Origin of the sequence: Ancylobacter oerskovii, assembly GCF_018390555.1 — a bacterium.
In the GTDB taxonomy this organism is placed as follows: Bacteria; Pseudomonadota; Alphaproteobacteria; order Rhizobiales; family Xanthobacteraceae; genus Ancylobacter; species Ancylobacter oerskovii.
This window is the reverse complement of the sequence record NZ_JAHBGB010000037.1, coordinates 236,953-258,332: the sequence shown is the minus strand read 5'-3', so window position 1 is coordinate 258,332 and position 21,380 is coordinate 236,953. Positions and strand designations below refer to the sequence as shown.

General features: G+C 68.9%; 23 protein-coding genes and 1 pseudogene. 9 read left to right on the top strand and 15 right to left on the bottom strand.

The window, feature by feature from the left end; genetic code table 11:
* Window positions 1-37: 37 nt before the first annotated feature.
* From KHC19_RS17780 to KHC19_RS17750, 7 genes are all read left to right on the top strand, one after another.
* A complete protein-coding gene (locus tag KHC19_RS17780) occupies window positions 38-619 on the top strand; it encodes a TRAP transporter small permease (RefSeq protein WP_213353860.1) in 582 nt (193 codons plus the stop codon).
* Window positions 616-1,896: a TRAP transporter large permease gene (locus KHC19_RS17775; protein ID WP_213353858.1), complete on the top strand. Its 1,281-nt coding sequence runs from the start codon at window positions 616-618 to the stop codon at window positions 1,894-1,896. Before KHC19_RS17780 ends, KHC19_RS17775 begins: the two co-directional genes overlap by 4 nt.
* A 48-nt stretch (window positions 1,897-1,944) precedes the next feature.
* Complete coding sequence (locus tag KHC19_RS17770; RefSeq protein WP_213353856.1) at window positions 1,945-2,982, top strand: L-idonate 5-dehydrogenase; 1,038 nt, start codon at window positions 1,945-1,947, stop codon at window positions 2,980-2,982.
* Between the two features lie 22 nt (window positions 2,983-3,004).
* On the top strand, window positions 3,005-3,523 hold the full coding sequence (locus KHC19_RS17765; RefSeq protein ID WP_213353854.1) for a gluconokinase: 519 nt from the start codon (window positions 3,005-3,007) through the stop codon (window positions 3,521-3,523).
* A gap of 177 nt (window positions 3,524-3,700) precedes the next feature.
* Window positions 3,701-4,525 carry an aldo/keto reductase gene (locus tag KHC19_RS17760; protein WP_213353852.1) on the top strand — a complete coding sequence of 275 codons (825 nt, stop codon included), beginning with the start codon at window positions 3,701-3,703 and terminating at the stop codon, window positions 4,523-4,525.
* 14 nt (window positions 4,526-4,539) lie between these two features.
* Window positions 4,540-5,748 carry an MFS transporter gene (locus tag KHC19_RS17755; RefSeq protein ID WP_213353850.1) on the top strand — a complete coding sequence of 403 codons (1,209 nt, stop codon included), beginning with the start codon at window positions 4,540-4,542 and terminating at the stop codon, window positions 5,746-5,748.
* A 145-nt stretch (window positions 5,749-5,893) separates the two neighbouring features.
* The gene (locus tag KHC19_RS17750; RefSeq protein ID WP_213353848.1) at window positions 5,894-6,760 is read left to right on the top strand and encodes a quinoprotein dehydrogenase-associated SoxYZ-like carrier; all 867 of its coding nucleotides are present in this window, start codon (window positions 5,894-5,896) and stop codon (window positions 6,758-6,760) included.
* 147 nt (window positions 6,761-6,907) lie between these two features.
* Here KHC19_RS17750 and KHC19_RS26015 read toward each other — a convergent pair whose 3' ends face one another.
* The 11 genes and pseudogenes from KHC19_RS26015 to KHC19_RS17690 all read right to left on the bottom strand — a co-directional run bounded on the left by KHC19_RS26015 (window position 6,908) and on the right by KHC19_RS17690 (window position 15,489).
* Window positions 6,908-7,228: a hypothetical protein gene (locus KHC19_RS26015; RefSeq protein WP_343207753.1), complete on the bottom strand. Its 321-nt coding sequence runs from the start codon at window positions 7,226-7,228 to the stop codon at window positions 6,908-6,910.
* Between the two features lie 241 nt (window positions 7,229-7,469).
* Entirely contained in the window at window positions 7,470-8,183 is a 714-nt protein-coding gene (locus KHC19_RS17740; RefSeq protein WP_246549075.1) for a hypothetical protein, read from the bottom strand.
* An 18-nt stretch (window positions 8,184-8,201) separates the two neighbouring features.
* Window positions 8,202-9,347, bottom strand: a complete 1,146-nt coding sequence (pqqE, locus tag KHC19_RS17735; RefSeq protein WP_213353844.1) for a pyrroloquinoline quinone biosynthesis protein PqqE — start codon at window positions 9,345-9,347, stop codon at window positions 8,202-8,204.
* Window positions 9,344-10,399, bottom strand: a pseudogene (pqqC, locus tag KHC19_RS17725) (pyrroloquinoline-quinone synthase PqqC). Before pqqC ends, pqqE begins: the two are co-directional and overlap by 4 nt.
* Window positions 10,396-11,352: a pyrroloquinoline quinone biosynthesis protein PqqB gene (gene pqqB, locus KHC19_RS17720; protein ID WP_213354239.1), complete on the bottom strand. Its 957-nt coding sequence runs from the start codon at window positions 11,350-11,352 to the stop codon at window positions 10,396-10,398. The pseudogene pqqC and the gene pqqB overlap by 4 nt, the downstream one beginning before the upstream one ends.
* A gap of 55 nt (window positions 11,353-11,407) precedes the next feature.
* Window positions 11,408-11,485 (bottom strand): pyrroloquinoline quinone precursor peptide PqqA, encoded by a 78-nt coding sequence (pqqA, locus tag KHC19_RS17715; protein WP_213354238.1) that lies wholly within the window; start codon window positions 11,483-11,485, stop codon window positions 11,408-11,410.
* 186 nt (window positions 11,486-11,671) lie between these two features.
* Window positions 11,672-12,373 (bottom strand): response regulator transcription factor, encoded by a 702-nt coding sequence (locus tag KHC19_RS17710; RefSeq protein ID WP_213353838.1) that lies wholly within the window; start codon window positions 12,371-12,373, stop codon window positions 11,672-11,674.
* Complete coding sequence (locus KHC19_RS17705; RefSeq protein WP_246549073.1) at window positions 12,370-14,109, bottom strand: sensor histidine kinase; 1,740 nt, start codon at window positions 14,107-14,109, stop codon at window positions 12,370-12,372. The genes KHC19_RS17710 and KHC19_RS17705 overlap by 4 nt, the downstream gene beginning before the upstream one ends.
* A 119-nt stretch (window positions 14,110-14,228) precedes the next feature.
* Window positions 14,229-14,498 (bottom strand): histidine kinase, encoded by a 270-nt coding sequence (locus tag KHC19_RS17700; RefSeq protein ID WP_213353836.1) that lies wholly within the window; start codon window positions 14,496-14,498, stop codon window positions 14,229-14,231.
* 71 nt (window positions 14,499-14,569) lie between these two features.
* Window positions 14,570-15,049 (bottom strand): cupredoxin domain-containing protein, encoded by a 480-nt coding sequence (locus KHC19_RS17695; protein ID WP_213353834.1) that lies wholly within the window; start codon window positions 15,047-15,049, stop codon window positions 14,570-14,572.
* A 230-nt stretch (window positions 15,050-15,279) separates the two neighbouring features.
* On the bottom strand, window positions 15,280-15,489 hold the full coding sequence (locus KHC19_RS17690; RefSeq protein WP_213353832.1) for a hypothetical protein: 210 nt from the start codon (window positions 15,487-15,489) through the stop codon (window positions 15,280-15,282).
* A 486-nt stretch (window positions 15,490-15,975) separates the two neighbouring features.
* Between KHC19_RS17690 and fae the strand changes: the two genes are divergently transcribed.
* On the top strand, window positions 15,976-16,482 hold the full coding sequence (gene fae, locus KHC19_RS17685; protein WP_213353830.1) for a formaldehyde-activating enzyme: 507 nt from the start codon (window positions 15,976-15,978) through the stop codon (window positions 16,480-16,482).
* A 241-nt stretch (window positions 16,483-16,723) separates the two neighbouring features.
* On the opposite strand, the gene KHC19_RS17680 is transcribed toward fae, so the two are convergent.
* The 4 genes from KHC19_RS17680 to KHC19_RS17665 form a co-directional block, all read right to left on the bottom strand.
* A complete protein-coding gene (locus KHC19_RS17680) occupies window positions 16,724-17,482 on the bottom strand; it encodes an ABC transporter ATP-binding protein (protein WP_343207751.1) in 759 nt (252 codons plus the stop codon).
* Window positions 17,479-18,153 (bottom strand): ABC transporter permease, encoded by a 675-nt coding sequence (locus KHC19_RS17675; protein ID WP_213354234.1) that lies wholly within the window; start codon window positions 18,151-18,153, stop codon window positions 17,479-17,481. The genes KHC19_RS17680 and KHC19_RS17675 overlap by 4 nt, the downstream gene beginning before the upstream one ends.
* Window positions 18,154-18,289: 136 nt before the next feature.
* Entirely contained in the window at window positions 18,290-19,312 is a 1,023-nt protein-coding gene (locus KHC19_RS17670; RefSeq protein ID WP_343207750.1) for an ABC transporter substrate-binding protein, read from the bottom strand.
* A complete protein-coding gene (locus KHC19_RS17665; protein ID WP_213353825.1) occupies window positions 19,309-19,812 on the bottom strand; it encodes a DUF3280 domain-containing protein in 504 nt (167 codons plus the stop codon). Before KHC19_RS17665 ends, KHC19_RS17670 begins: the two co-directional genes overlap by 4 nt.
* A 324-nt stretch (window positions 19,813-20,136) precedes the next feature.
* Between KHC19_RS17665 and KHC19_RS17660 the strand changes: the two genes are divergently transcribed.
* Window positions 20,137-21,366 (top strand): ABC transporter substrate-binding protein, encoded by a 1,230-nt coding sequence (locus tag KHC19_RS17660; protein WP_213353823.1) that lies wholly within the window; start codon window positions 20,137-20,139, stop codon window positions 21,364-21,366.
* The last annotated feature ends 14 nt before the right edge of the window (window positions 21,367-21,380 follow it).

Below are 21,380 nucleotides of genomic sequence, written 5' to 3'. Positions count from 1 at the left end.
CGCGGCCGGAACCGTACCCAGCCCCCGAGGTGTTCCGATGAACCTGCTGCTGAAATCGGCGGTCGCCTTGTTCTACCGGCTGCTCGAAATCGTCATGGTCCTGTGCATGGTCGTCATGCTGATCATGGTGTTCGGCAATGTGATGCTCAGGCTGTTCTTCAACAGCGGCATCGATCTGTCCGAGGAAATGCCGCGCTTCGCCTTCATCTGGCTGACCTTCCTCGGCGCCATCGTCGGGCTGCACCGGCGCGCGCATCTCGGCGTCGACATGGTGGTGCGGGCGCTGCCGCTGGTCGGCCGCAAGATCTGCTGGGGCCTCAGCCAGGCCATCATGCTCATCTGCGCCTACTACATCGTCTACGGCACCTGGCTGCAGCACGAGATCATCACCGGCAACGCCTCGCCGGTCGCGCAGATTTCGACGCTCTGGGTCTATGGCGTGAGCTACGTCACCGGCATCGCCATCGCCATCATCTGCATCGCCAATCTGGTCCGGCTGTTCCTCGGCATGGTCGAAGAGCACGAACTCATCGACGTCAACGAGGAAGGAATGAGCGAGGTCCAGGAGATCGAGCACGAGCTCGCCGACCAGACCGCTCACAAGGGGGCCGCGCGATGATCGTCTTCGTCTTTGTCGGCTCGCTGCTGGCGCTGATGGCGCTCGGCCTGCCGGTCGCCTTCGCGCTGATCGGCTGCGGCCTCGTCATGATGTTCTACATGGGGTTCACCGACCCGCAGATCATCATCCAGAACATGTGGGACGGCGCCAATTCCTTCCCGCTGCTCGCTGTGCCCTTCTTCATGCTGGCCGGCGAGTTCATGAATGCCGGCGGCATGACCCGGCGCATCATCACCATGGCGATGGCCTGGGTCGGGCACATACGCGGCGGCCTCGGCTATGTCGCGGTGATGGCGGCGGTGATCATGGCCTCGCTGTCCGGCTCGGCGGTGGCCGATACCGCGGCGCTCGCCTCGGTGCTGGTGCCGCTGATGCGCAATGCCGGCTACGACATCAACCGCTCCTGCGGCCTGATCGCCTGCGGCGGCATCATCGCGCCGGTGATCCCGCCCTCCATCGGGCTGATCATCTTCGGCGTCACCGGCGGCGTGTCGATCACCAAGCTGTTCATCGCCGGCATCGTGCCGGGCGTGCTGATGGGCCTGGCGATCATGCTCGCCTGGCGCTGGTGCATCAAGCACGACAACCCGCGCACCGAGCCCCGCCGCAGCATGCGCGAGCGGCTGGTCGAGACGCGCGACGCCTTCTGGGCGCTGCTGCTGCCGATCGTCATCATCGGCGGGCTGAAATTCGGCATCTTCACCCCCACCGAAGCCGCGGTGATCGCCGCCGTCTATTCGCTGTTCGTCGGCGTGGTCGTTTATCGCGAGATCAAGCTGCGCGACCTGTTCCACCTGTTCTACCGCGCGGCGGAAACCACGGCGGTCATCATGTTCCTGGTGGCGGCGGCCGGCGTCTCGGCCTGGCTGATCACCACCGCCGACATCCCGCAGGCGCTGGCCGAACTGGTCGCCCCGTTCATGGACAGCCCGATGCTGATGACGGCGGTGCTGATGGTGCTGGTGCTGGTGGTCGGCACCGCGCTGGACTTCACCCCGACGGTGCTGATCCTCACCCCGGTGCTGATGCCGGTGATCAAGCAGGCGGGCATCGATCCGGTCTATTTCGGTGTGCTGTTCATCATGAACAACGCGCTGGGGCTGGTGACGCCGCCGGTCGGCACCGTGCTCAACGTGGTGTGCGGCGTCGCCAAGGTGCCGATGAGCGGGGTGATCCGCGGCGTGCTGCCGTTCCTGATCGCCCAGACGATCGTGATGTTCCTGCTGGTGGTGTTCCCGCAGATCGTCATGTGGCCGCTGGCCTGGATGACCCGCTGACGCGGGTCGTCCTTCTCCCCGAGCTTGCAAGACCAGAGGACCCTCGCCATGCGCGCCATCGTCATCCACGCCCCTCACGACCTGCGCATCGAGCCCATGCCCGCTCCCCCGCCGGGACCGCATGAGGTGGTGGTGCGCATGGGTGCCGGCGGCATTTGCGGCTCGGACCTGCATTACTTCCACAATGGCGGCTTCGGCACCGTCCGGCTCAAGCAGCCCATGGTACTCGGCCACGAAGTGGCGGGCACGGTGGCGGCGGTGGGCGCCGATGTCCGCTGTGTGGCAGTCGGCGACCGGGTGGCCGTCAACCCGTCGGGTCCGTGCGGCACTTGCGACTATTGCCGCCAGGGCCTGCACAACCAGTGCCTCGACATGCGCTTCTACGGCAGCGCCATGCGCTTTCCCCATGTCCAGGGCGCGTTCCGCGAGGAAATGACCGTACCGGACGTCCAGGCGATCAAGGTCGGAGCGGAGGTCGACCTCGGCCTCGCCGCCCTGTGCGAGCCCTTCGCGGTGGCGCTGCACGCCGTGGCCCAGGCCGGGGACCTGAAGGGCAGGACGGTTCTCGTCTCCGGTTGCGGCCCCATAGGCTGCCTGGTGATCGCCGGCGTCAAGCTGGCGGGCGCGGCGGAGATCATCGCCACCGACATCGCCCCCGAGGCGCTGGCGATCGCCGCGCAGCTCGGCGCGACGCGCTGCGTCGACGTCTCCGGCGGCACCGACGCCCTCGCCGACCTCGCGCGGGACAAGGGCCGCGTCGATGCGGCGCTGGAATGCTCCGGCAATGCCCGGGCGCTGGCGAGCGCCATCGAGCTCGTGCATCCGCGCGGCACCATCGTGCTGGTCGGGCTCGGCGGCGACTTGCCGCTGCCGATGAACAGCATCGTCGCCAAGGAGCTGGAGATCAGGGGCAGCTTCCGCTTCGACACCGAATTCGCGCGCGCCGCCGAACTCGTCTCCACCGGCGCGGTGGATCTGCGCCCGTTGCTGACCGGCCATTTCCCGATCGAGGAGGCCGCCGCCGCCTTCGAGCTTGCCTCCGATCGCCGGCGGGCCATGAAGGTGCAGTTCCGCTTCGGCGCCTGACCGCTACGTTGAGGATGTGAAGATGGCGGCCCCCGACTTCATCGTGGTGATGGGCGTTTCCGGCTGCGGCAAGAGCGCCATTGCCGAGGGGCTCGCGGCCGCGCTCGACGGCCTGTTCATCGAGGCCGACCGCCTGCACAGCGCGGAGAACGTCGCGCGCATGCGGCAGGGCATCGGCCTCACCGACGCGATGCGCTGGCCGTGGCTCGCCACCATATGCGACACCGCCAGCGCCGCGCCGCAGCGCCCGGTGGTAATCGCCTGCTCGGCGCTGAGGCGGGCCTATCGCGACGTGCTGCGCGAGCGGCTGGACGGCGTGCGCTTCGTCTTCCTCGACGGGCCGCGCGAGGTGATCGCCGAGCGCATGCGCGCCCGGCCCGGCCATTTCGCCACCGTCTCGCTGCTGGACAGCCAGATCGCCACCCTCGAGCCGCCGGACGCGGATGAGCGCGCGCTCCGGCTGTCGGTCACGCTGTCGCCGGCCGAGATCGTCGCGGCAGCCCGCGACGCGCTGTCGGGCGCGCGCGAGCGGCGGGGCTGAGGCCAGCTCCGCATACTCTCGGCGCTGATCTGTGAATTCGCTTCATAGCTGATATGGGCGAAAGACCAATTATCAGGTCGCTCCTGCTGTCCTATCTCGGCATGCAACACCATCCCGCCCGCGCCCGCACCCGCGTGGCCAGGCGAGGCCCACGCATAGCCATTCAGGAGGGCTGCCATGCAGACCGTTTCCGCCGGGAGCGCCCGGATCCCCGCCCTCGGCTTCGGCGTCTTCCGCATGTCGGATGCCGAAGTCGAGCAGGTCGTCCCCGCCGCTCTCGAAGCCGGCTTCACCCATTTCGACACCGCGCAGATCTACGGTAACGAGGCCGCGCTCGGGCGCGCCCTGCAAGCGGCCGGTGCGCGGCGCGACCAGCTGTTCCTCACCACCAAGGTCTGGGTCGACAATTACAGCCCCGAGCGCTTCGCCGCCTCGGTGGCCGAGAGCCTCGACAAGCTGAAGGTCGACCAGGTGGACCTGCTGCTGCTGCACTGGCCCGGCGACAAGGTGGCGATCGCCGACCAGATCGACCTGCTGAACGCGGTACAGGCCGCCGGCCATGCCCGCCATATCGGCGTCAGCAACCAGAATATCGCCCAGCTTCGCGAATCCGTGGCGCGGAGCGCCGCCCCCATCGTCACCAACCAGATCGAGATGCACCCCTATCTCGACCAGCGGGCGATGGCGCAGGCCGCCGCCGCGGCGGGCGTCAGCCTGACCGCCTATTTCGCGATGGCCGACGGGGCGGTGCCGCGCGATCCGCTGCTGCGCGCCATCGGCGAGACCCACGGCAAGAGCGCCGCGCAGGTGGCGCTGCGCTGGCTCATCCAGCAGGGCTTCGTCGTGCTGTCCAAGACCGCGAAGCCCGAGCGGGTCGCCGAGAACTTCGCCGTGTTCGACTTCGTCCTCAGCGACACGGACATGGCGGCGATCGGCGGGCTCGCCCGGCCCGACGGGCGCCTGGTCAGCCCGGCCGGCCTGGCGCCGGCCTGGGACGCTTAGGAAGGAGCCGGATCATGGACGCGATTGCTTCGCAGACGAGGACCGGCGCGCGTGACGCCGGCGACAGCCGCTGGCCGCTTCTGGCCCTTGCCATCGGCGCCTTCGGCATCGGCACCACCGAATTCGCCCCGATGGGCCTGCTGCCGGTGATCGCCGAGGGCGTCGACGTGTCGATCCCCACCGCCGGGCTGCTGGTGAGCGCCTATGCCATCGGCGTGATGGTCGGCGCGCCGGTGATGACGCTCGCCTTCAGCCGCTTCGGCAAACGCACCGCGCTGATGCTGCTGATGGGCATCTTCACCCTCGGCAACCTGCTCTCGGCGCTGTCGCCGGACTATTACACCCTGCTCGCCTCCCGCCTGGTCACCAGCCTCAATCACGGCGCGTTCTTCGGCCTCGGCGCCATCGTCGCGGCCAGCGTGGTGCCGAAGGAGAAGCAGGCCAGCGCGGTGGCGACCATGTTCATGGGGCTGACCATCGCCAATATAGGCGGCGTGCCGGCCGCCACCTGGGTCGGCCAGCAGATCGGCTGGCGCATGGCCTTCGCCGGCACCGCCGTGCTCGGCCTCGTTGCCATCGCCGCGCTGTGGCTGGCCCTGCCGAGGGGCGAGGCCGGCAAGGTGCCCGACGTGCGGCGCGAGCTCGGCGTGCTCACCCGCCCCGCCGTGCTGCTCGCCATGGCGACCACCGTGCTCGGCGCCGGCGCCATGTTCACCCTCTACACCTATGTCGCCCCGGTGCTGGCGGAGCTGACCGGCGCCTCCAACGCCTTCGTCACCCTCGCTCTGGTGCTGATCGGCGTCGGCTTCACCCTCGGCAACGGGCTAGGCGGCCGGCTCGCCGACTGGTCCCTCGACGGTGCGACGATGATCTTCCTCGCCGCGCTCGCCCTCATCATGGCCGTGCTGCCGCTGGCGCTCACCACCCCTGTCGGTGCCGCGATCGGCCTGCTGGTCTGGGGTGCGGCGACCTTCGCCATCGTGCCGCCGGTGCAGATGCGGGTGATGCAGGCCGCCGCCGAGGCGCCCGGCCTCGCCTCGGCGATCAATATCGGCGCCTTCAATCTCGGCAACGCGCTGGGGGCCGCGGTGGGCGGCGGCGTGATCAGCCTCGGCCTCGGCTATCAGGCGGTGCCGCTCGCCGGCGGCCTGCTGGCGGCGGGCGGCCTGGCGCTGGTGTGGCTCGCCCGCACCCGCGCCGCCCCGCAGCCCTGCCGGGCCTGACGCGAACGACGCGCGGCGCGGCCGGGTCCTTCGGCCGCGCCGGCGAACGATGATTTGACCTGCAATCCACGTCGCGCAGGCGTATGATCTCCACTCGAACCGCCGGGCAGGCCAATGACCCGGCGGGCGGACAGGGAGAGTTGTCATGCGCCTCGCCAAGGCCATCCTCGCCACCTCGATCATGACCGCGACGCTGCTTGTCGCCCTCACCGCCGCCGGTGCGGCGCAGGAGGCTAGCGCCGATGCCACGGCAGGCGCCACGGTGGACGCAACGGCAGGCGCCACCTGGCAGGCGCTGAAGCCCGACGTGTTCGGCGAGCGGCCGGTCTTCGATGCCGGCACGCTGGTCACGCTCTCCGCCCCCGTCCGGGCGGAGGACGCCGCCATGGTGCCCGTCGAGGTCGCCGTGACGCTGCCGCCGGGCGATGCCCGCACCATCCAGAAGCTCACGCTCATCGTCGACGAGAATCCCGCCCCTGTCGCCGCCACCTTCACCTTCGGCGGCGACAGGCGGGACCTCGCCCTCGCCACCCGGCTGCGGGTCAATTCCTACAGCTATATACGGGCGGTGGCGCAACTCTCGGACGGCTCGCTGCAGATGACGCAGCGTTTCGTCAAGGCGTCGGGCGGCTGCTCCGCCCCGGCGATGAAGGACGAAGAGGCGGCGCTCAAGAATATCGGCCAGATGAAGCTGCGGCTGGTGCAGCCCGGCCAGCTGGGCGACGCGACCAAGGCCAGCCGCTTCGCCCGCGTCCAGCTGATGATCCGGCATCCCAACTATTCCGGCCTGCAGATGGACCAGGTCACGCGGCTCTACATTCCCGCCAAATATGTCGACCATATCGAGGTCAAGCAGGGCGACGCGCTCATCCTCTCCATGGAGGGCGGCATCTCGCTGAGCGAGGATCCGAACCTGCAATTCTCCTTCGAGCCGACCGGCCAGCAGATCCATGTCGATGCCGGCGACACCGACGGGCGGGCCTTCGAAGGCGCGTTGCAGCCGGCGGGCTGAACGGGGGCGGGCTGAGCGGACGGTTCAGCCTCTCTGCGGAGGGGCATCCCGGCCGCCGAGCGGCCGGGCCGCGGGCCCGACAGCTCCTCGTCGGCCTCCCCATCCCGCGGCACAGGGCGATCACGCCCCGCCGCTGCGCGAGGCTCCTCAGTAGAAGCAGGTGACCTCGGCCTCGGCCTGCGCCCGGCGCAGATCGGCCACCATGTCGCGGAACATGCCGGTGGAGCGGAAGATCTCGGCCTGCTGGCCGGCGACCTGGCCGACGCTGAGGATCGTCTCCGCCTCGACATATTTCTCATAGGGCAGGATGGTCGCGATGGTGTCGATGGAGCAGGAGCACTTCTCCAGTGCCGGCCGGCTCTGGCCGTTGGCGGCCATGCAGCCGAAGACGTAGTCCGCCCGCGCGACGGTGGGATAGTCGTTGATGAAGCCCGGCGGCACATTGGCGGTCGGCGCCGGCCGGCTCACCCCCGCCGGGCCGACGAGCACGCCGGCCGGATCCCCGCCCGCCGGCGCGCCGGGCACGGCTGCCGGTCCCGGAGTGACCGCCTGGGCGAAGGCGCCACCGCCGGCAAGGCTGAGGCACAGGCCGATGGCAGCCGCAGAGAAATGACGCATGAAGCGAGGCATGGCGTTGCTCCCTTTCTTCGCCGTTGACCGGCGTTCAAGCGATTGACCCGCCCGGCTCCGCGCCGCGCGGGCAGGCGCCCTACTTCGTGGCGGGCGCGGCGGCGCCGTCGATGGTCAGGCGCGTCTCGATGAGGTTTGCCTTGCCATCGGCCTGCGGCGTCGCGACGCGCGCCGCATAGAGGCCGCCCGGCACCTCGTCCGAGAACAGGAATTCGTAGCGGCGGTTGATGAGCTCCGCCAGTTGCTGCTTGTGCGGATCCTCGGCGAAGGGCGTCATGATCATCTTCCAGCCGGTGATCGTCTTGCCCTTGTAGTCGAAGGTGGCGGGCTCGACCTTCGCAGTGGCCAGCGCCTCGCGCAGGCGGTTGCGGATATAGTAGGGGCTGCCCTTGCTGAGCTCGGTGATCTCCTTCGCCTCGCGCTCCAGCAGCACCAGCGTCAGCGGATTGCTCAGGGCCGGGAACGGGCCCGCGCCCTGCTCCGCCTCGCCGCGACGAATGTCGACCTTGGCGATCTGCTTGGCGGCATCCTCCGGCGCCGGCACCAGGGTGAGTTGCATGCTCTCGTCGAAGCTGTCGCCGAGATCCTTCCGCGCCGTGGTGTGGGCATAGGTGTAGGACACCTGGCTGCCATCGGGCAGCTTGGCGAGATAGGGCGTCTCGAAGAACAGCTCGACCGGGTCGGGCTGGGCGATCGCGGCCCCCGCCGGCAGCACGACGGCGCCGACAAGAACCGCCGCGACGGCGAGACGAAGCGTGTGGCGGTAGAGCGGAAGGCGAGACATCAGACGCATGCTGGGCTCCGAAAGGCGTCACTGCGCCCGGTCAGGGGTCGTGAAGCGGCGATAGTCGTAATCCGTCACGCCCGCCGCCGCATCGGCTTCCGCCAATGCCAGCAGATGGCCATGAAGCGGCGATTTGTGGCAGGCGGGATCGGTGGCGGCGGCATCGCCGGCGATCGCCATCGCCTGGCAGCGGCAGCCACCCCAATCCTTCTCCTTGCGCTCGCAGGAGCGGCAGAGCTCCGGCATCCAGTCGGTGCCGCGAAAGGCATTGAAGGCCGGCGAGGCCTGCCAGATCTCGGCCAGCGAATGCTCGCGCACGTTCCAGAAGTCGAGATTCGGGATGGTCTCGGCGGCGTGGCAGGGCAGCACCTTGCCGGACGGGGTGACGTTCAGCGACTGCCGGCCCCATCCGTTCATGCAGGCCTTGGGGTATTTGGCGTAATAGTCCGGCACCACGGCGTCGATGGTGAGCACGCCCTTCAGCCGCTCGCGCGCTTCCTCCACCACGTCGAGCGCCTCGAACACCTGCTCGCGCGTCGGCATCAGCGCGCCGCGGTTGCGCAACGCCCAGCCGTAATATTGCGCATGGGCGATCTCGATGCGCTTGGCGCCGAGGCTCAGCGCCAGTTCGAGGAAGTCCGGGATTTGGTGGATATTGGCGCGGTGCACCACCGAATTGATGGTCAGGGGAATGCCGAGCCGGCGCACCTCGCGCGCCACCGCCAGCTTCCTCTCATGCGCGCCCCTGAAGTTCGACACATGGTCGGTCACCTCCGCCGTCGCGCCCTGGAAGGAGAGCTGGATGTGGTCGACACCGGCCTCCGAGATCGCTTGCAACCGCTCGGGCGTGACGCCGACGCCGGCGGTGATCAGGTTGGTGTAGAGCCCCACCTTCACGCAGTGGCGGATCATCTCCTCGAGATCGCGCCGCGCCGTCGGTTCGCCGCCGGACAGGTGCACCTGCAGCACGCCGAGCCGGGCCGCCTCTCCGAAGACGCGCAGCCAGCTCTCGGTATCGAGCTCGGCATTGCGGCGGTCGAGCTCCACCGGGTTGGAACAGTAGGGACACATCAGCGGGCAGCGATGCGTCAGCTCCGCCAGCATGCCGTAGGGCACCGGCAGCGGCACCGCGACGGGCGCGGCGATCGGTTCGGAACGCGGAACGACGTTCATGACGCCACCTCCACCATGCCCTTCTCGACGAGGCCGGCGAGGAAGGCGTCGACATCGGCGGCGACGCGCCCGCGTTCCACCGAGAAGGCGAGGATCAGGTCGTCGATGATGGCGTCGATCGAGCGCTCGCCGTCGACCCGCTTCAGGATCTCCACCGCCACCGGATCGGGCTGCAGCACCCGCTCGGGCGCCAGCAGCACCCACTGGCCGCGCGCCTCGTCATGGCGCAGCCGCACCCCGCGCGCGAGCCGGGGAACGCCGGCGGCGGGAAGGCGGGCGCTCGCGGCCTCAGTGGTCATTCAGGCCTCCTGCGCGATCCGCACGCCCGCCGGCACGAAGGCGCCGGGATAGGGCATGGCCGGATCGACATAAGCGAAATAGAGCGCATCGAGCTGCACCCACAGCACGTCGCATTTGAATTCCAGCGCCCGGATCGCCTGCTGCTGCTGCTCCGGGGTGCGGGCGTGGCGCTTGACGTAATCCAGTGCGAAATCGGCATCGCGCGGCGCCTCGGTGAGGCGCTTGTCGAAATAGGCGAGCGTCTCCTTGGAGACGAAATCATAGTTCTTCAGCATGCCCGCCACACGCTCGCCGATGATGCCCGGCGAGAACATCTCCGTGAGCGAGGAGGCGATGGCTTCCAGCAGCGTCTTGTCGCGCACGAAATGCACATAGGCCTCGACCGCGAAGCGGGTGGCCGGCAGCAGGCCCGCGAGCGAGGTGACGTAGTCCCGGTCGAGGCCGAGGCCGTCGGTCAGCTTGAGCCAGCGGGCGATGCCGCCCTCGCCTTCCCGGTCGCCGTCATGGTCGATGATGCGCTGGCGCCAGACGCGCCGCAATTCCGGGCTCTCGATCCGCGCCAGGATCGAGGAATCCTTCACCGGGATCATCGCCTGGTAGTAGTAGCGGTTGAGCGCCCAGGCCTGCACCTGGCCGAAATTCAGCTCGCCGCCGTGCAGCAGCTTGTGGAACGGGTGCAGGCTGTGATAGCGGCGCCGGCCGACATCGCGCAGCCGCGCCTCCAGTTCCTCCGGCGAGAGCAGCGTCGTCATGAGGCGATCTCCATCGGCGCGCCGGCGGGCGTCCCCCTGGGCGCGATCTCCATGCCGTCCTCGGCGATTTCCCATCCCGCGGCCTCGGCGGCGAGGCGTTCGGGCGAGCCGTCGATCAGCACCGGATTGGTGTTGTTGATGTGCACATAGATCTTGCGGCCGACATCGAGGCCGGCAAAGGCGGCGATCGAGCCCGCCGGGCCGGACATCGCCATGTGGCCCATGCGGGCGCCGGTCTTGCTGCCGACCCCGGCGCAGATCATCTCGTCGTCCTGCCACACCGTGCCGTCGAACAGCACCGCGTCGGCGCCGGCGATGCGCGCGGCCAGCGGCTCGGTCATGCGCGCGCAGCCGGGAATGAACAGGAGGCGCGAGATTCCGTCACGAATCTCGACGCCGACCGTCTGCTCGCCTTCCAGCGCGGTCGCGACCTCGCCGCGGGCGGCGATTTCCCCGGCTTCCAGATAGAGGGCGATCTTGCCGGGCACGGCGAAAATCTCCGCCGTCACACCGGCCACCAGCTCGAACGGGGTGTCCAGCCGCACCGGTTGCCGTTCGACCACGCCCTCGGCGAGCACGTCGAAGACCGGGTTGGCGCGCAGCACCTCGTGGATGGCCGGCGTTGCCTTCAGGGTGAACGCCTGGCCTTCGCGCAGGCTCAGCAAACCGGCGACATGGTCGATGTCGGCATTGGTGAGCAATATGGACGCCACCGGCGTATGGCGGCGGCCTTGCTGCGGCTGCAGCGCCGGGCGCGACTGGATCTGCGACAGGATTTCCGGCGCGCAGTTGATAAGCGCCCAGTGCTCGCCGTCGACGCTGACCGCGATGGAGCTCTGGGTCCGCCGCTTCACCCGCGGGTCGCCCTGCCAGGCGAGCGCGCAGACCGCGCAGCGGCAATTCCATTGCGGATAGCCGCCGCCGGCGGCGGAGCCGAGAACGATGAGCTGCAGGCGGGACGTGCGCGGGGGCATCATCTTGCCTCGATGCCCGTCCCGCCCTTCGAACTCAGAAGTCCGCCGGCATATAGGCGTTGACTTCCAGGCCGACGCAGACTTCGACGATACGCGGGGTGTTCCAGGCCATTTCTTCGTCCTCCAGGTTGATGTGCCTCTCTATACTTTTCTAAGAAGTTTATAAGAGGCAATCGCCACTTAATTCCATGGCGACAACAACAATAATCTGATCACTTGCACACCCCACGTCAAGGACAAGTCTGGAATTCTTCTCGTCGCCCCGGACGACACCGCAGCGCAGCACCATCGGGGCGCCTCACGCGGATTTGGGTTCCATTCTCGGTTCGAACATGAAGCCGCGCCCGCGCACCGTCACGATGAGCTGCTCGCCGCCCGCCAGCACCTCGCCGAGCTTGTGGCGGATATAGCCGACATAGACGTCCACCACGTTCAGCGAGGCGCCGCCATGGCCGGCCCACAGCGCCGCGAAGATGTCGGCGCGGGCGAGGGGCTCGCCTTCATGACGCATGAGAAGCGCCAGCAGTTCCACCTCGCGCTCGGTCAGCCGCACCCGCGCCTCGCCCGCCTGCACCTGGCGCACCTCGAGGTCCAGCGAAAGCGGCCCGGCCGTCAGCACGCGCGGCTCCTCGTCGCCGCCGCTGCGGCGGAGCGCCTGCACCTTCACCCGCGCGAGCAGTTCCTCGAAGGCGAACGGCTTGACGATGTAGTCGTCCGCCCCGGCGAGCAGTCCCTCGGTGCGCTCGTTCACGCTGGAACGCGCGGACAGCATGATGATCGGCGCCGTCTGGCCGGCCGCCCGCAGGGCCTTGCACACCTCGATGCCGGAGCGGCCGGGCAGCATCACGTCGAGGATGATCGCCTCCGGCGCCTTGCCGTTGGCGGCCTTCAGCGCCAGATCGCCATCGCCGACCAGCTCCACCTGGTAGCCTTCCGAGGCGAAGCCCCGGCGCAGCAGGGAACCGATATCGGCATCGTCCTCGACGATCAGGATGGTCATTGGGCAGGCTCCAGCATGGCATGCGGCAGAACGGCGGGCAGGCGGATCACGATACAGGTTCCCCGGACCTGTCCGGCAGGCCCCTCCCCGGGCGCGGCCTCGGCATAAGGGGGCAGGGGCGCCAGGGGAGAGGCGGCACCGACGGCCCCCTCCTCCCGTGCCGGGACGCCGCCGGCGCTTTCGACGGCGATCGAGCCGTCATGTCGCTCGACCACCCATTTCGCAAGTGCGAGACCGATGCCGAATCCGCTGCCCTCGCGCGCCCCGCCGGCGCCGCGCCAGAAGCGCTCGAAGACGTGCGGCAGCTCGTCGCGGGGGATGCCCTCGCCGTCGTCGCGGACCCGCAGAACGACCTCCTCGGCCTCCATCGAGGCCTCCAGTCGAATCGTCCCGCCCGGCGAGGAATGCCGCACGGCATTAGCGACCAGACCCTCGATCACCTGCCGCAGCCATTCCCGGTCGGCCTCCACCGTCAGCCCGTCGGCGCCGCCGCTCTCCAGCGTCAGCCGGCGGGCGGCGGCGAGCGGCTGCACGCTCTCCGCCACCTCGGCGAACAGGTCGGTCACCGCCACCGGGACACGCTCCAGCTCGATCTGCCCGGTTTCCGAACGGGCGATGCGCAGCAGGTCCTCCACCCGGCGATGCAGCCGGCGCGCCCGCGCCTGGATCACGACCAGCGCCGCGCGCATGTCGTCCGGCCGGGGCACCGCCGGGCGCAGGGTGAGTTCGGCCTCGCCGAGAATCACGGTGAGCGGGGTCCGCAGCTCGTGGCTGACATCGGTGAAGAAGCGGCGGCGCGCCAGATCGACATTCTCCAGCCGCTCATTGGCGGCCCGCAGTTCCGCGGTGCGCGCGTCGATGATGTCCTGAAGCTGCTGCTGGGCGGCGACGAGACGGGCCTCGCGGCGGGCGAGCTGCATCGCCATGCGGTTGAAGCGTGCCATGGCGAGGCTGAGCTCGTCATGGCCGCTCACCGTCAGCCGGGTATCGGTGCGCCCGCGCGCAATGGCGGAGGCGGCGGCGGCGACGTCGACGACGCGCCGGATCAGCGAGCGGCCGAGCCGGTGATAAATCAGCGCCGCCAGGGCAAGCGACGCCAGGACGCCGGCGATCGCCCAGCGGAGCGTGCGTGCGCGCAGCTCGCGCACCGCCTGCTGCGCCGCCAGGGCGCTGGCCCGCTCCTCCTCGATCGCCTGGCCGAGCGGCGCGCCGAAGCCGGCGGCGAAGACATCGAGGGCGAGCCTCACCCCGACCGCGCGCTGCGGCGAGATCATCGCCGCCTTCACCCGCTGGTCGAGCATCTCGAACTGGGCCCTGAGGCGGGCGATGGTCCGGCTGCGCGCCGCCATCAGCGTGCGCTGCTCCTCGTCGCCCTGGCGCGCCACGTCCTCGCCGAGCGTCGTCTCGAAACGGCGGAACGCCTCGCGCGCCCGGTCGCCGGCGGCCGGCAGATTGCCGAGCCCGTCCGGCACCTGCGCCGCCTGCAATGCCATCAGCGCGTAGTCGCCGACACGGCCGGACAGGCCGGAAAGCAGCTCCAGCCGCTGTTGCGCGGAAACCAGGCGGTCGACCTCGGCATTCGCCAGCCCGAGCACCGTGACCAGCGAGGCCGCCGAGGCGGCCGTCACCAGCACCGCGACCGCGAGCAGCAGGCCCATCCGCGCGCGCAGGGAGGACATCCGCCCGCGCAGCGCGGAGACGCGTGTCCGCAGCGGAAAGAAGGACAGGCCCAGCATTCGGATGGCTTCCCGGATCGACGCTCCTCGCGCGAGGAAGCCGGATGATTTCACGTCCGGCGAGGCAACGCACGCTGCGGCGCAGCACGCGCGGCCTCATCCGGTACGGGCCGGGAATGTCAGCCCTTCAACGCCTTCTTGCCGTCATTCACGAAGTCGACGCACTCGTCATATTCCTTCTCGCCGAGCTCGCGCTCGGCACCCTTGAGCGCCTTGTTGATCTTGTCCAGCGTGGCCTTGGGCGGATTCTTGGCCGCCTCCGCCTTCAAAAGCGCGATGCCGGCCGAGCAATCCTTCGCCTCGTCGGCTGCGGCGGGCGCCGCCAGGCCGAGACCGAGCACGATCGCAAGGACAGCGCCACCGGCGGCGGCACGCGTGAATGTCTGCATGGTTTCCTCCCCTGTCGCCGGTCCGCGCCGGCGCTTCCCCAGTCCCGATACGACGCACGGCGATGCGACGGCTATTTCACCGTCAGCGTGCCATGCATGCCCTTGTCCTTCAGGCCCTCGATCCACCACTCATAGGTGCCGGTGCGGATCGGGACGAATTCGAGCGCGATGGTGCCGGCATCATCGAACTCGATGTGATGCGGCGGGCCATAGGGATGGATCTCGAGGTGGTTGATGACGATCTGGTTCATCCAGGCGTTGCGGAAGAATTCCGGCGCCATGAACTTGTATTCCTTGCCGCCGTTCGACGTCACGTTGAGGCGATACGACTTGCCGCCTTCCATGGTGATGTCCTTCACCGGCACGGCGAAGTCGTTGCCGTTGGTATCGCCGAGCACGATCTCCGGCAGGTCCTGCCGCCCCTTGGCGAGATCGCCCGCCTGCGCGGGGGTGCCGGCCGACAGCAGGACGGCCGGAAAGAGGGCGGCGGCGCCCAGTACGACAGTGGAAATCAAGCCTGCGCCGACGCGGCGGCGATGCCCGTCCTTCATAGGTCTCCTCCTGACATTGTTCTTGGCGGCGGACGTCGTCCCGCCGAGGCGAGACCGGCGAACCGGGCCGGGATGTTTCCCGTCAGGCAAGCCTATGGGCGACGATAATTCCTGTCTACAACATTGATTCTTATGAATATTTTATAATGAAGCCCTCTCCCTCCCCGCGCCGCGGCGATAGGCCGGTGGCGGGTGAGGGACAGCGGGCCGGACCGGGGCAAGGCCGGACGTCAGATCTCCTTGCCGGCGGCACCGGGGCGGCCGCAACGCCACCGGGTCACGCGCCATTTGGGATGGCTTTCCGACCATTCGGCGATCACCGGCTGGGCGCCCATGATGCATTGGGTGGGGAGGGAAACCTGCTCGGTGTTCAAGGACACGGCTTCTTCCTTGCACACGCCGGGTGAGGCGATCAGGCAGATAGACAGAATGAGCTCCATAGCGGGACCTTTTGAGCGTGGACCTGAGCTACCCGAGCGTTTCCCCCAAAGACACCGATCACCCAGCAAATGGCATGCCAGATTGGTAGACGGCGGCAGAGCTGCGGTCTTTTGTCTCCGCACGGCGTTTCCGGTCCGCCGGTCGCGGCCTGCGGCCCGGACGATCAAGGATTGGGCGCGGCCATTCCGGTCATGACTAAAGGCTGATCACGGCCGAAATGCGCGGCCTATGGTCGCGACGGCGCCGCTCCGTCCGCCCGATCACGGCGAAACGGCGCCGCCGCCCGGGCGAAAGCGGCTCAAAATCAATGTTGGCAACGAACTTCCCCTTGCGGGGAGAAGCGAAGCGGAACTAGTCTTCCGCCCGTCTGGTCGTGCTATCGGGCCAACCGGTTTGGTGTTTCAAACGCTGCAACAAAGATAGCCGGGACATCGGAGAGGGGCACCCCGCCCTTCTGATGAGCAACCCCGTTTGGGAGGATTAAGATGGCCAAGATCAACAAGGTTCTGATCGGTGAATCGCTTGTCGGCGACGGCAATGAAGTGGCCCACATCGACCTCATCATCGGCCCGCGCGGCAGCGCGGCCGAAAGTGCCTTCGTCAACGCGCTGACCAACAACAAGGACGGCTTCACCTCGCTCCTCGCGGTGGTGACCCCCAACCTGCTGGCCAAGCCCAACACCATCCTGTTCAACAAGGTCACCATCAAGGACGCCCGCCAGGCCGTCCAGATGTTCGGCCCTGCCCAGTATGCCGTCGCCAAGGCGGTGGTGGATTCGGTCGCCGAGGGCGTGATCCCCGAGGAAGAAGCCGACGACCTGTTCATCTCGGTCGGCGTGTTCATCCACTGGGAAGCGGCCGACGACGCCAAGATCCAGCAGTACAACTACCAGGCCACCAAGGAAGCGCTCGCTCGCGCCATCAACGGCCAGCCCAGCGTCAAGGAAGTCCTCGCCGGCGCCGCCTCCGCGAAGCACCCCTTCGCGGCTTAGATCGGAAGCAACCCTGAGCAGACAATACCTCCGCCCGCGGCTCCGTTGCCGAAGGGCCTGCTCCAGCGGTTGGCGGCGATCTTCCTCGACAAGTGAGGGTGGCACGCCACCCTTCACGCTCGTGCAAGCTGAAGCGGCCTGGCCGCTTCCATGACCGCCGACTTCCAAGGCCCGGGGCGTTCTGCCTCGGGCCTTTTTCATTCAGGATCAGATGGATATACGGATATCCTGATACGCGACGTCAGCTGCGGTCAGCCGATGAACCGTGGCCGACGACCTGCCGCCGCAGCGCCTCCACCATGGCCGGCGAGCACCTGTCCTCGGCGCTGAGCGTCACCGGGATGTCGGCGACGATCCGCGCCGGCGCCCCGTCGAGCCGCACCAGCCGCGTGCCGAGCTCCACCGCCTCGCGGCTGTCATGGGTGACGAAAACCACCGTCGTCGGCCGCCGCGCCAGCAGCCGGCGCAGCAGGTCGCGCAGCCGCGCCGCGCCCGCCTCGTCCAGCGAGACGAAGGGCTCGTCCATGAGCAGCACGTCGGGATCGAGGACGAAGGCGCGCGCCAGCGCCACCCGGCGCTGCTGGCCGAGCGACAGCCGCTCGGGATAGGCGCCGGCCTGCTCCTCGAGCCCCACCTCCCGCAGCATCGCCAGCGCCGCCTCCCGCGCCGCCTCCCCGCCCCCGAGCGGCAGCGCCACATTGTCGAGCACGCGGCGCCACGGCAGCAGGCGCGGATTCTGGAACGCATAGGCGATGCGCGGCCCCTCCGGCCCGAACGCGCCGCCGGCGGCAGGCTCGAAGCCGATTCGGCCGGCGAAGTCGCGGTCGAGGCCGGCGATCATGTTGAGCAGCGTCGTCTTGCCGGACCCGGACGGCGCCAGCAGCACCAGGAAGCTGAACGGCGCGACGTCGAGCCGGAAATCCCGGTAGATCGGCGCCGCCGGCGCGCCGGCGGCGGCCGGGAACCGCTTCTCCACGATATCGAGGACGATGCCCGTCACCGCCGCCACCGGCTGGCACGGCGTTCCCAGGGCTGGAGAATCGTGAGCTCGATCAGCTGCACCACCAGCGTGAAGGCCAGCGCATAGGCCAGCACGGTGGCGACGTCGAACAGCTGGAACGCCGTCTGCAATTCGAAGCCGACGCCGTTGGAGCGCCCGAGCAGTTCCACCACCAGCACGATCTTCCAGGTGAGGGCGAGGCCGGAGCGGGCCGCGGCGGCGAAGAAGGGCGCCAGCTGCGGCAGCACGACATGGCGCAGCGTGCGCAGCGGCCCGAAGCGGTAGACCTGCGCCATCTCGTCGAGATCGCGCGACAGCGCCACCGCCCCTTCCCGCAGCGTCACCGCGACATTGGGGATCTTGTTCACGGCGACGGCGGTGATCGCCGCCACCTCGGTGAGGCCGAACCAGACATAGCAGAGGATGATCACCACCAGCGCCGGCAGGTTCAGCAGCACGATCAGCCATGGCCCGAACACCCGGTCGAGCCCCTTCGAGCGGCCGAGCGCCACGCCGACCGCCGCCCCCACCACCATCGCGACGAAGAAGCTCGCCGCCACCCGGCCGAGGGTGATGAGGATATTGCGCGGCAAGGCGAAATCGGCGCTGGCGCGGACCAGCGCCGCGGCGACCTCGGGCGGGCCGGGCAGAAGCGGCGAGGCGACGAACATCGCCACCACCTGCCAGGCGAGCACCAGCAGCACGAGAGAGATCGCCGTCGCCGCCGCGCCGGCAAGCCCGGAACGGGCCGCCGCCGGGCGGGAGGCGCCGGCCGTCGCCGTGCCGATGCGCAGGAAGGTCACGGCATCAGCCCTTCGACAACGCGAACAGGCTGGCGTCGAAGCCGGGCTTGGGGCCGACCAGCTCGCTGCCGCCGATCCGCGCCAGCACGTCGTAAAGCTTGCCGCAGGCCGCGACGCTCGTCGCGTCGAAGGGCCCGGGAATACCGGCGCGGTAATAGTCGCGCAGCTTGGCGAACTCCGCGTCGTCGGCGGCCTGCATCAGCGGCCGCAGCCGCTCCCAGGGCGCATCGGAGGCGGCGAGCAGGCGATTGGCCGCCGCCGCGGCGCGGAAGAAGCCGGCAAGCTGCGGCCCCTTGGCCGCCGCCATGCGCTCGCGCCAGACGAAGCCCACCAGCGGCGGCGGCGGGGCGATGCCGAGACCGGCGACCACGTCCTTCATGTCGAGCAGCCGCGAAAAGCCCTGCGCGTCCAGACGAGCCGCGAACGGCCAGAAGGTCAGCGCCGCATCGATGCGCCCGAGCGGCAATTGCTGGTTGATCAGCGGCGGCGCGCCATAGACCGGCTCGGCATCCTTGGCGAGGTCGATGCCGGCCGTCTGCTGCGCATAGGCCCGCAGCAGCAGCCAGCTCTTGTCCAGCGCCCCGCCGGCGACGCCGATCTTGCGCCCCTTGAGATCGGCGAGCGCGCGCACCGGGCCGCCCTTCGCCACCATCAGGGCTCCCAGCGCGTTGGAGAAAGGCGCGAAACGGAAGTCCTCGCCCTCCTGACGGCGGCGCATCGCCCACAGCCAGTCGCTGACGATCAGGTCGATATCCCCGGCCTGCAGCGCCACCGTCGTCGCCTGGCCGCCGGCGAAGTCGATCGAGTCGATCTCCACGCCTTCGCGCGCGGCGAAGCCCTCGGCGCGCATGGTCTCGGTCAGCCAGTTGAGCGTGCCGAACTTCAGCGAGCCGATCCGCAACGCCGGCCCTTCGGCCCGGGCGAGGCGCGGCGCCAGCGCCAGCAGCAGCGGAGCCGCCAGCATCGCCCGGCGGCTCGGCCGATACGGGGCGCTGCCGCCGCCGGCCTGGATGTCCTTCTTGGTCACGGTGCCGCCTCGCCGGTCAATGGCGGATCCAGCAGGCGGTTGCGCACCAGATAGGAGACGCCGCGCAGCCAGGATTCGTCGGTATTGTTGCGGATATCGGCGCTGCCGGCGCGCAGCACCTTGCCGGTGGCGACGTCGCGCAGCTGGAAATTGATGTTGAGGATGAGGTTCGACACCTTCTGCACCAGCCCGATCACCTCGATCTTCGCCCCCAGCGCGCGGGCGATCGGCAGTTCGCAGCCATTGCAGTTGCGGAACGGCGCGGCGTCCTCGATCTCGGCCTTTTGCGGGGCGAGGTCGAGCACGTCGTAGCCGGCGGCGGCGAGGCGCTGGCGCACATCCCGGGTGATCAGGTCGAGCCGGCGCTGCTCCTCCGGCTTCGGCCCGCCCAGCCCGGCCTCGCCGCTGGTGTCGAGCAGCTCGAAGCCGAACACCGCCACGCGGGTGGCCGCCTCCGCCGGCGCGGCGACCAGGCAGGCGGGCAGCAGCGCGAGGAGCATGGCGGCGCCCGCGGCCCTGCCGGCAGGCTGCCGGCGGCGGGTGTCGGACGGTCGTTGACGAAACATCCGGCGACCTCCCGCTCCGTTGCGCCTCTTGTTGCGAGGATCATATCCCGGCCCCGACGGGCGGCAAGACATCCCGTTCACTTTTCCGTCAGGCACATGCCAAACTTTCCCAATACATCGTGAAAATTCTTTGTACTTATTAATTTCTTATGGAATTTAATCTGTTGAAGACCTCAAGACGTTTGATAGTCTTCTTCCAAACATAACCGAAGGTCAGGCACGCCAATGCAAGACCGAAGTAATACGGGACGGACGCTCATGAAACGGATGGTCCGCGCAGCGGCGGCCGCGGCCGTGCTGTCCTTTGTCGGCGGAACTTTTGCCGCCGTCGCGCAGGAAAATCCGGCCCCGGCGCCGAAGGCCGCCGCCGCCGCCGCCGTTCCGGCCGAGCAGAGCTTCCGCGTCGGCCTCGTCCGCCAGATGCCGCCCTTGCCGCCGTGGATTGCCCCGCTCACCGCCCCGCCGGAGAATCTCGGCGTCGCCGGCGCCGAGCTCGGCATTCGCGACGCGCTCGCCTCCGGGCGCTTCCTCAAGCTCGACTACAAGCTCGAGACCGAGGTGGTGCCGGCCGATGGCGATCCCCTCCCCGCGGCACAGAAGCTCGCCGAGGCCGGCAACAACTACATCCTGCTCGATGTGCCCGCCGCCCAGCTCATCCGCATCGCCGACGCGCTGAAGGGCAAGGACGTGCTTCTCGTCAATGTCGGCGCGCCGGACGACAGCCTGCGCCAGGCCGACTGCCGCGCCAACGTGTTCCATGTCGCGCCCAACCGGGCGATGCTCACCGACGCGCTGGCGCAGTTCCTCATGACCAAGCGCTGGCGCAACTGGTTCCTGTTCGTCGGCCGCACCGAGGGTGACAGGCTCTATGCCGAGGCGGTGCGCAACTCGGCGAAGAAGTTCGGCGCCAAGATCGTCGCCGAGAAGGTGTGGGACTACGGGCCGGACGCCCGCGCCACCGCCCAGTCGGAAGTGCCGCGCGCCACCCAGGTCGGCGAGTACGACATCCTCGTCATCGCCGACGAGCAGGGCGAGTTCGGCGACATATTACCCTACAATACCTGGCTCGCCCGGCCGACCGCCGGCACGCAGGGGCTGATGTCGCTCTCCTGGCACCCGACCATGGAGAACTGGGGCGCCGCGCAGTTGCAGAGCCGCTTCTTCAAGCAGCACCAGCGGATGATGCAGCCGCTGGACTTCCAGATGTGGGAAGGGATCTTCTCCATCGCCTCGGCGGGCATGAAGACCCGCTCCAGCGAGGTGGACAAAATCCGCGCCCAGCTGCTCTCGCCGCAATACGACCTGCCGGTGTTCAAGGGGGTGGCGGCGAGCTTCCGCCCCTGGGACCACCAGTTGCGGCAGCCGATCCTTTTGACCCATGCCACCAACACGGTGACGCTGTCGCCGCAGCAGGCCTATCTGCACCAGCGCACGCCGCTGGACACGCTCGGCTTCGACCAGCCCGAGTCCCGATGCAAGCTCGATTGAAAGCGCAGGATCAG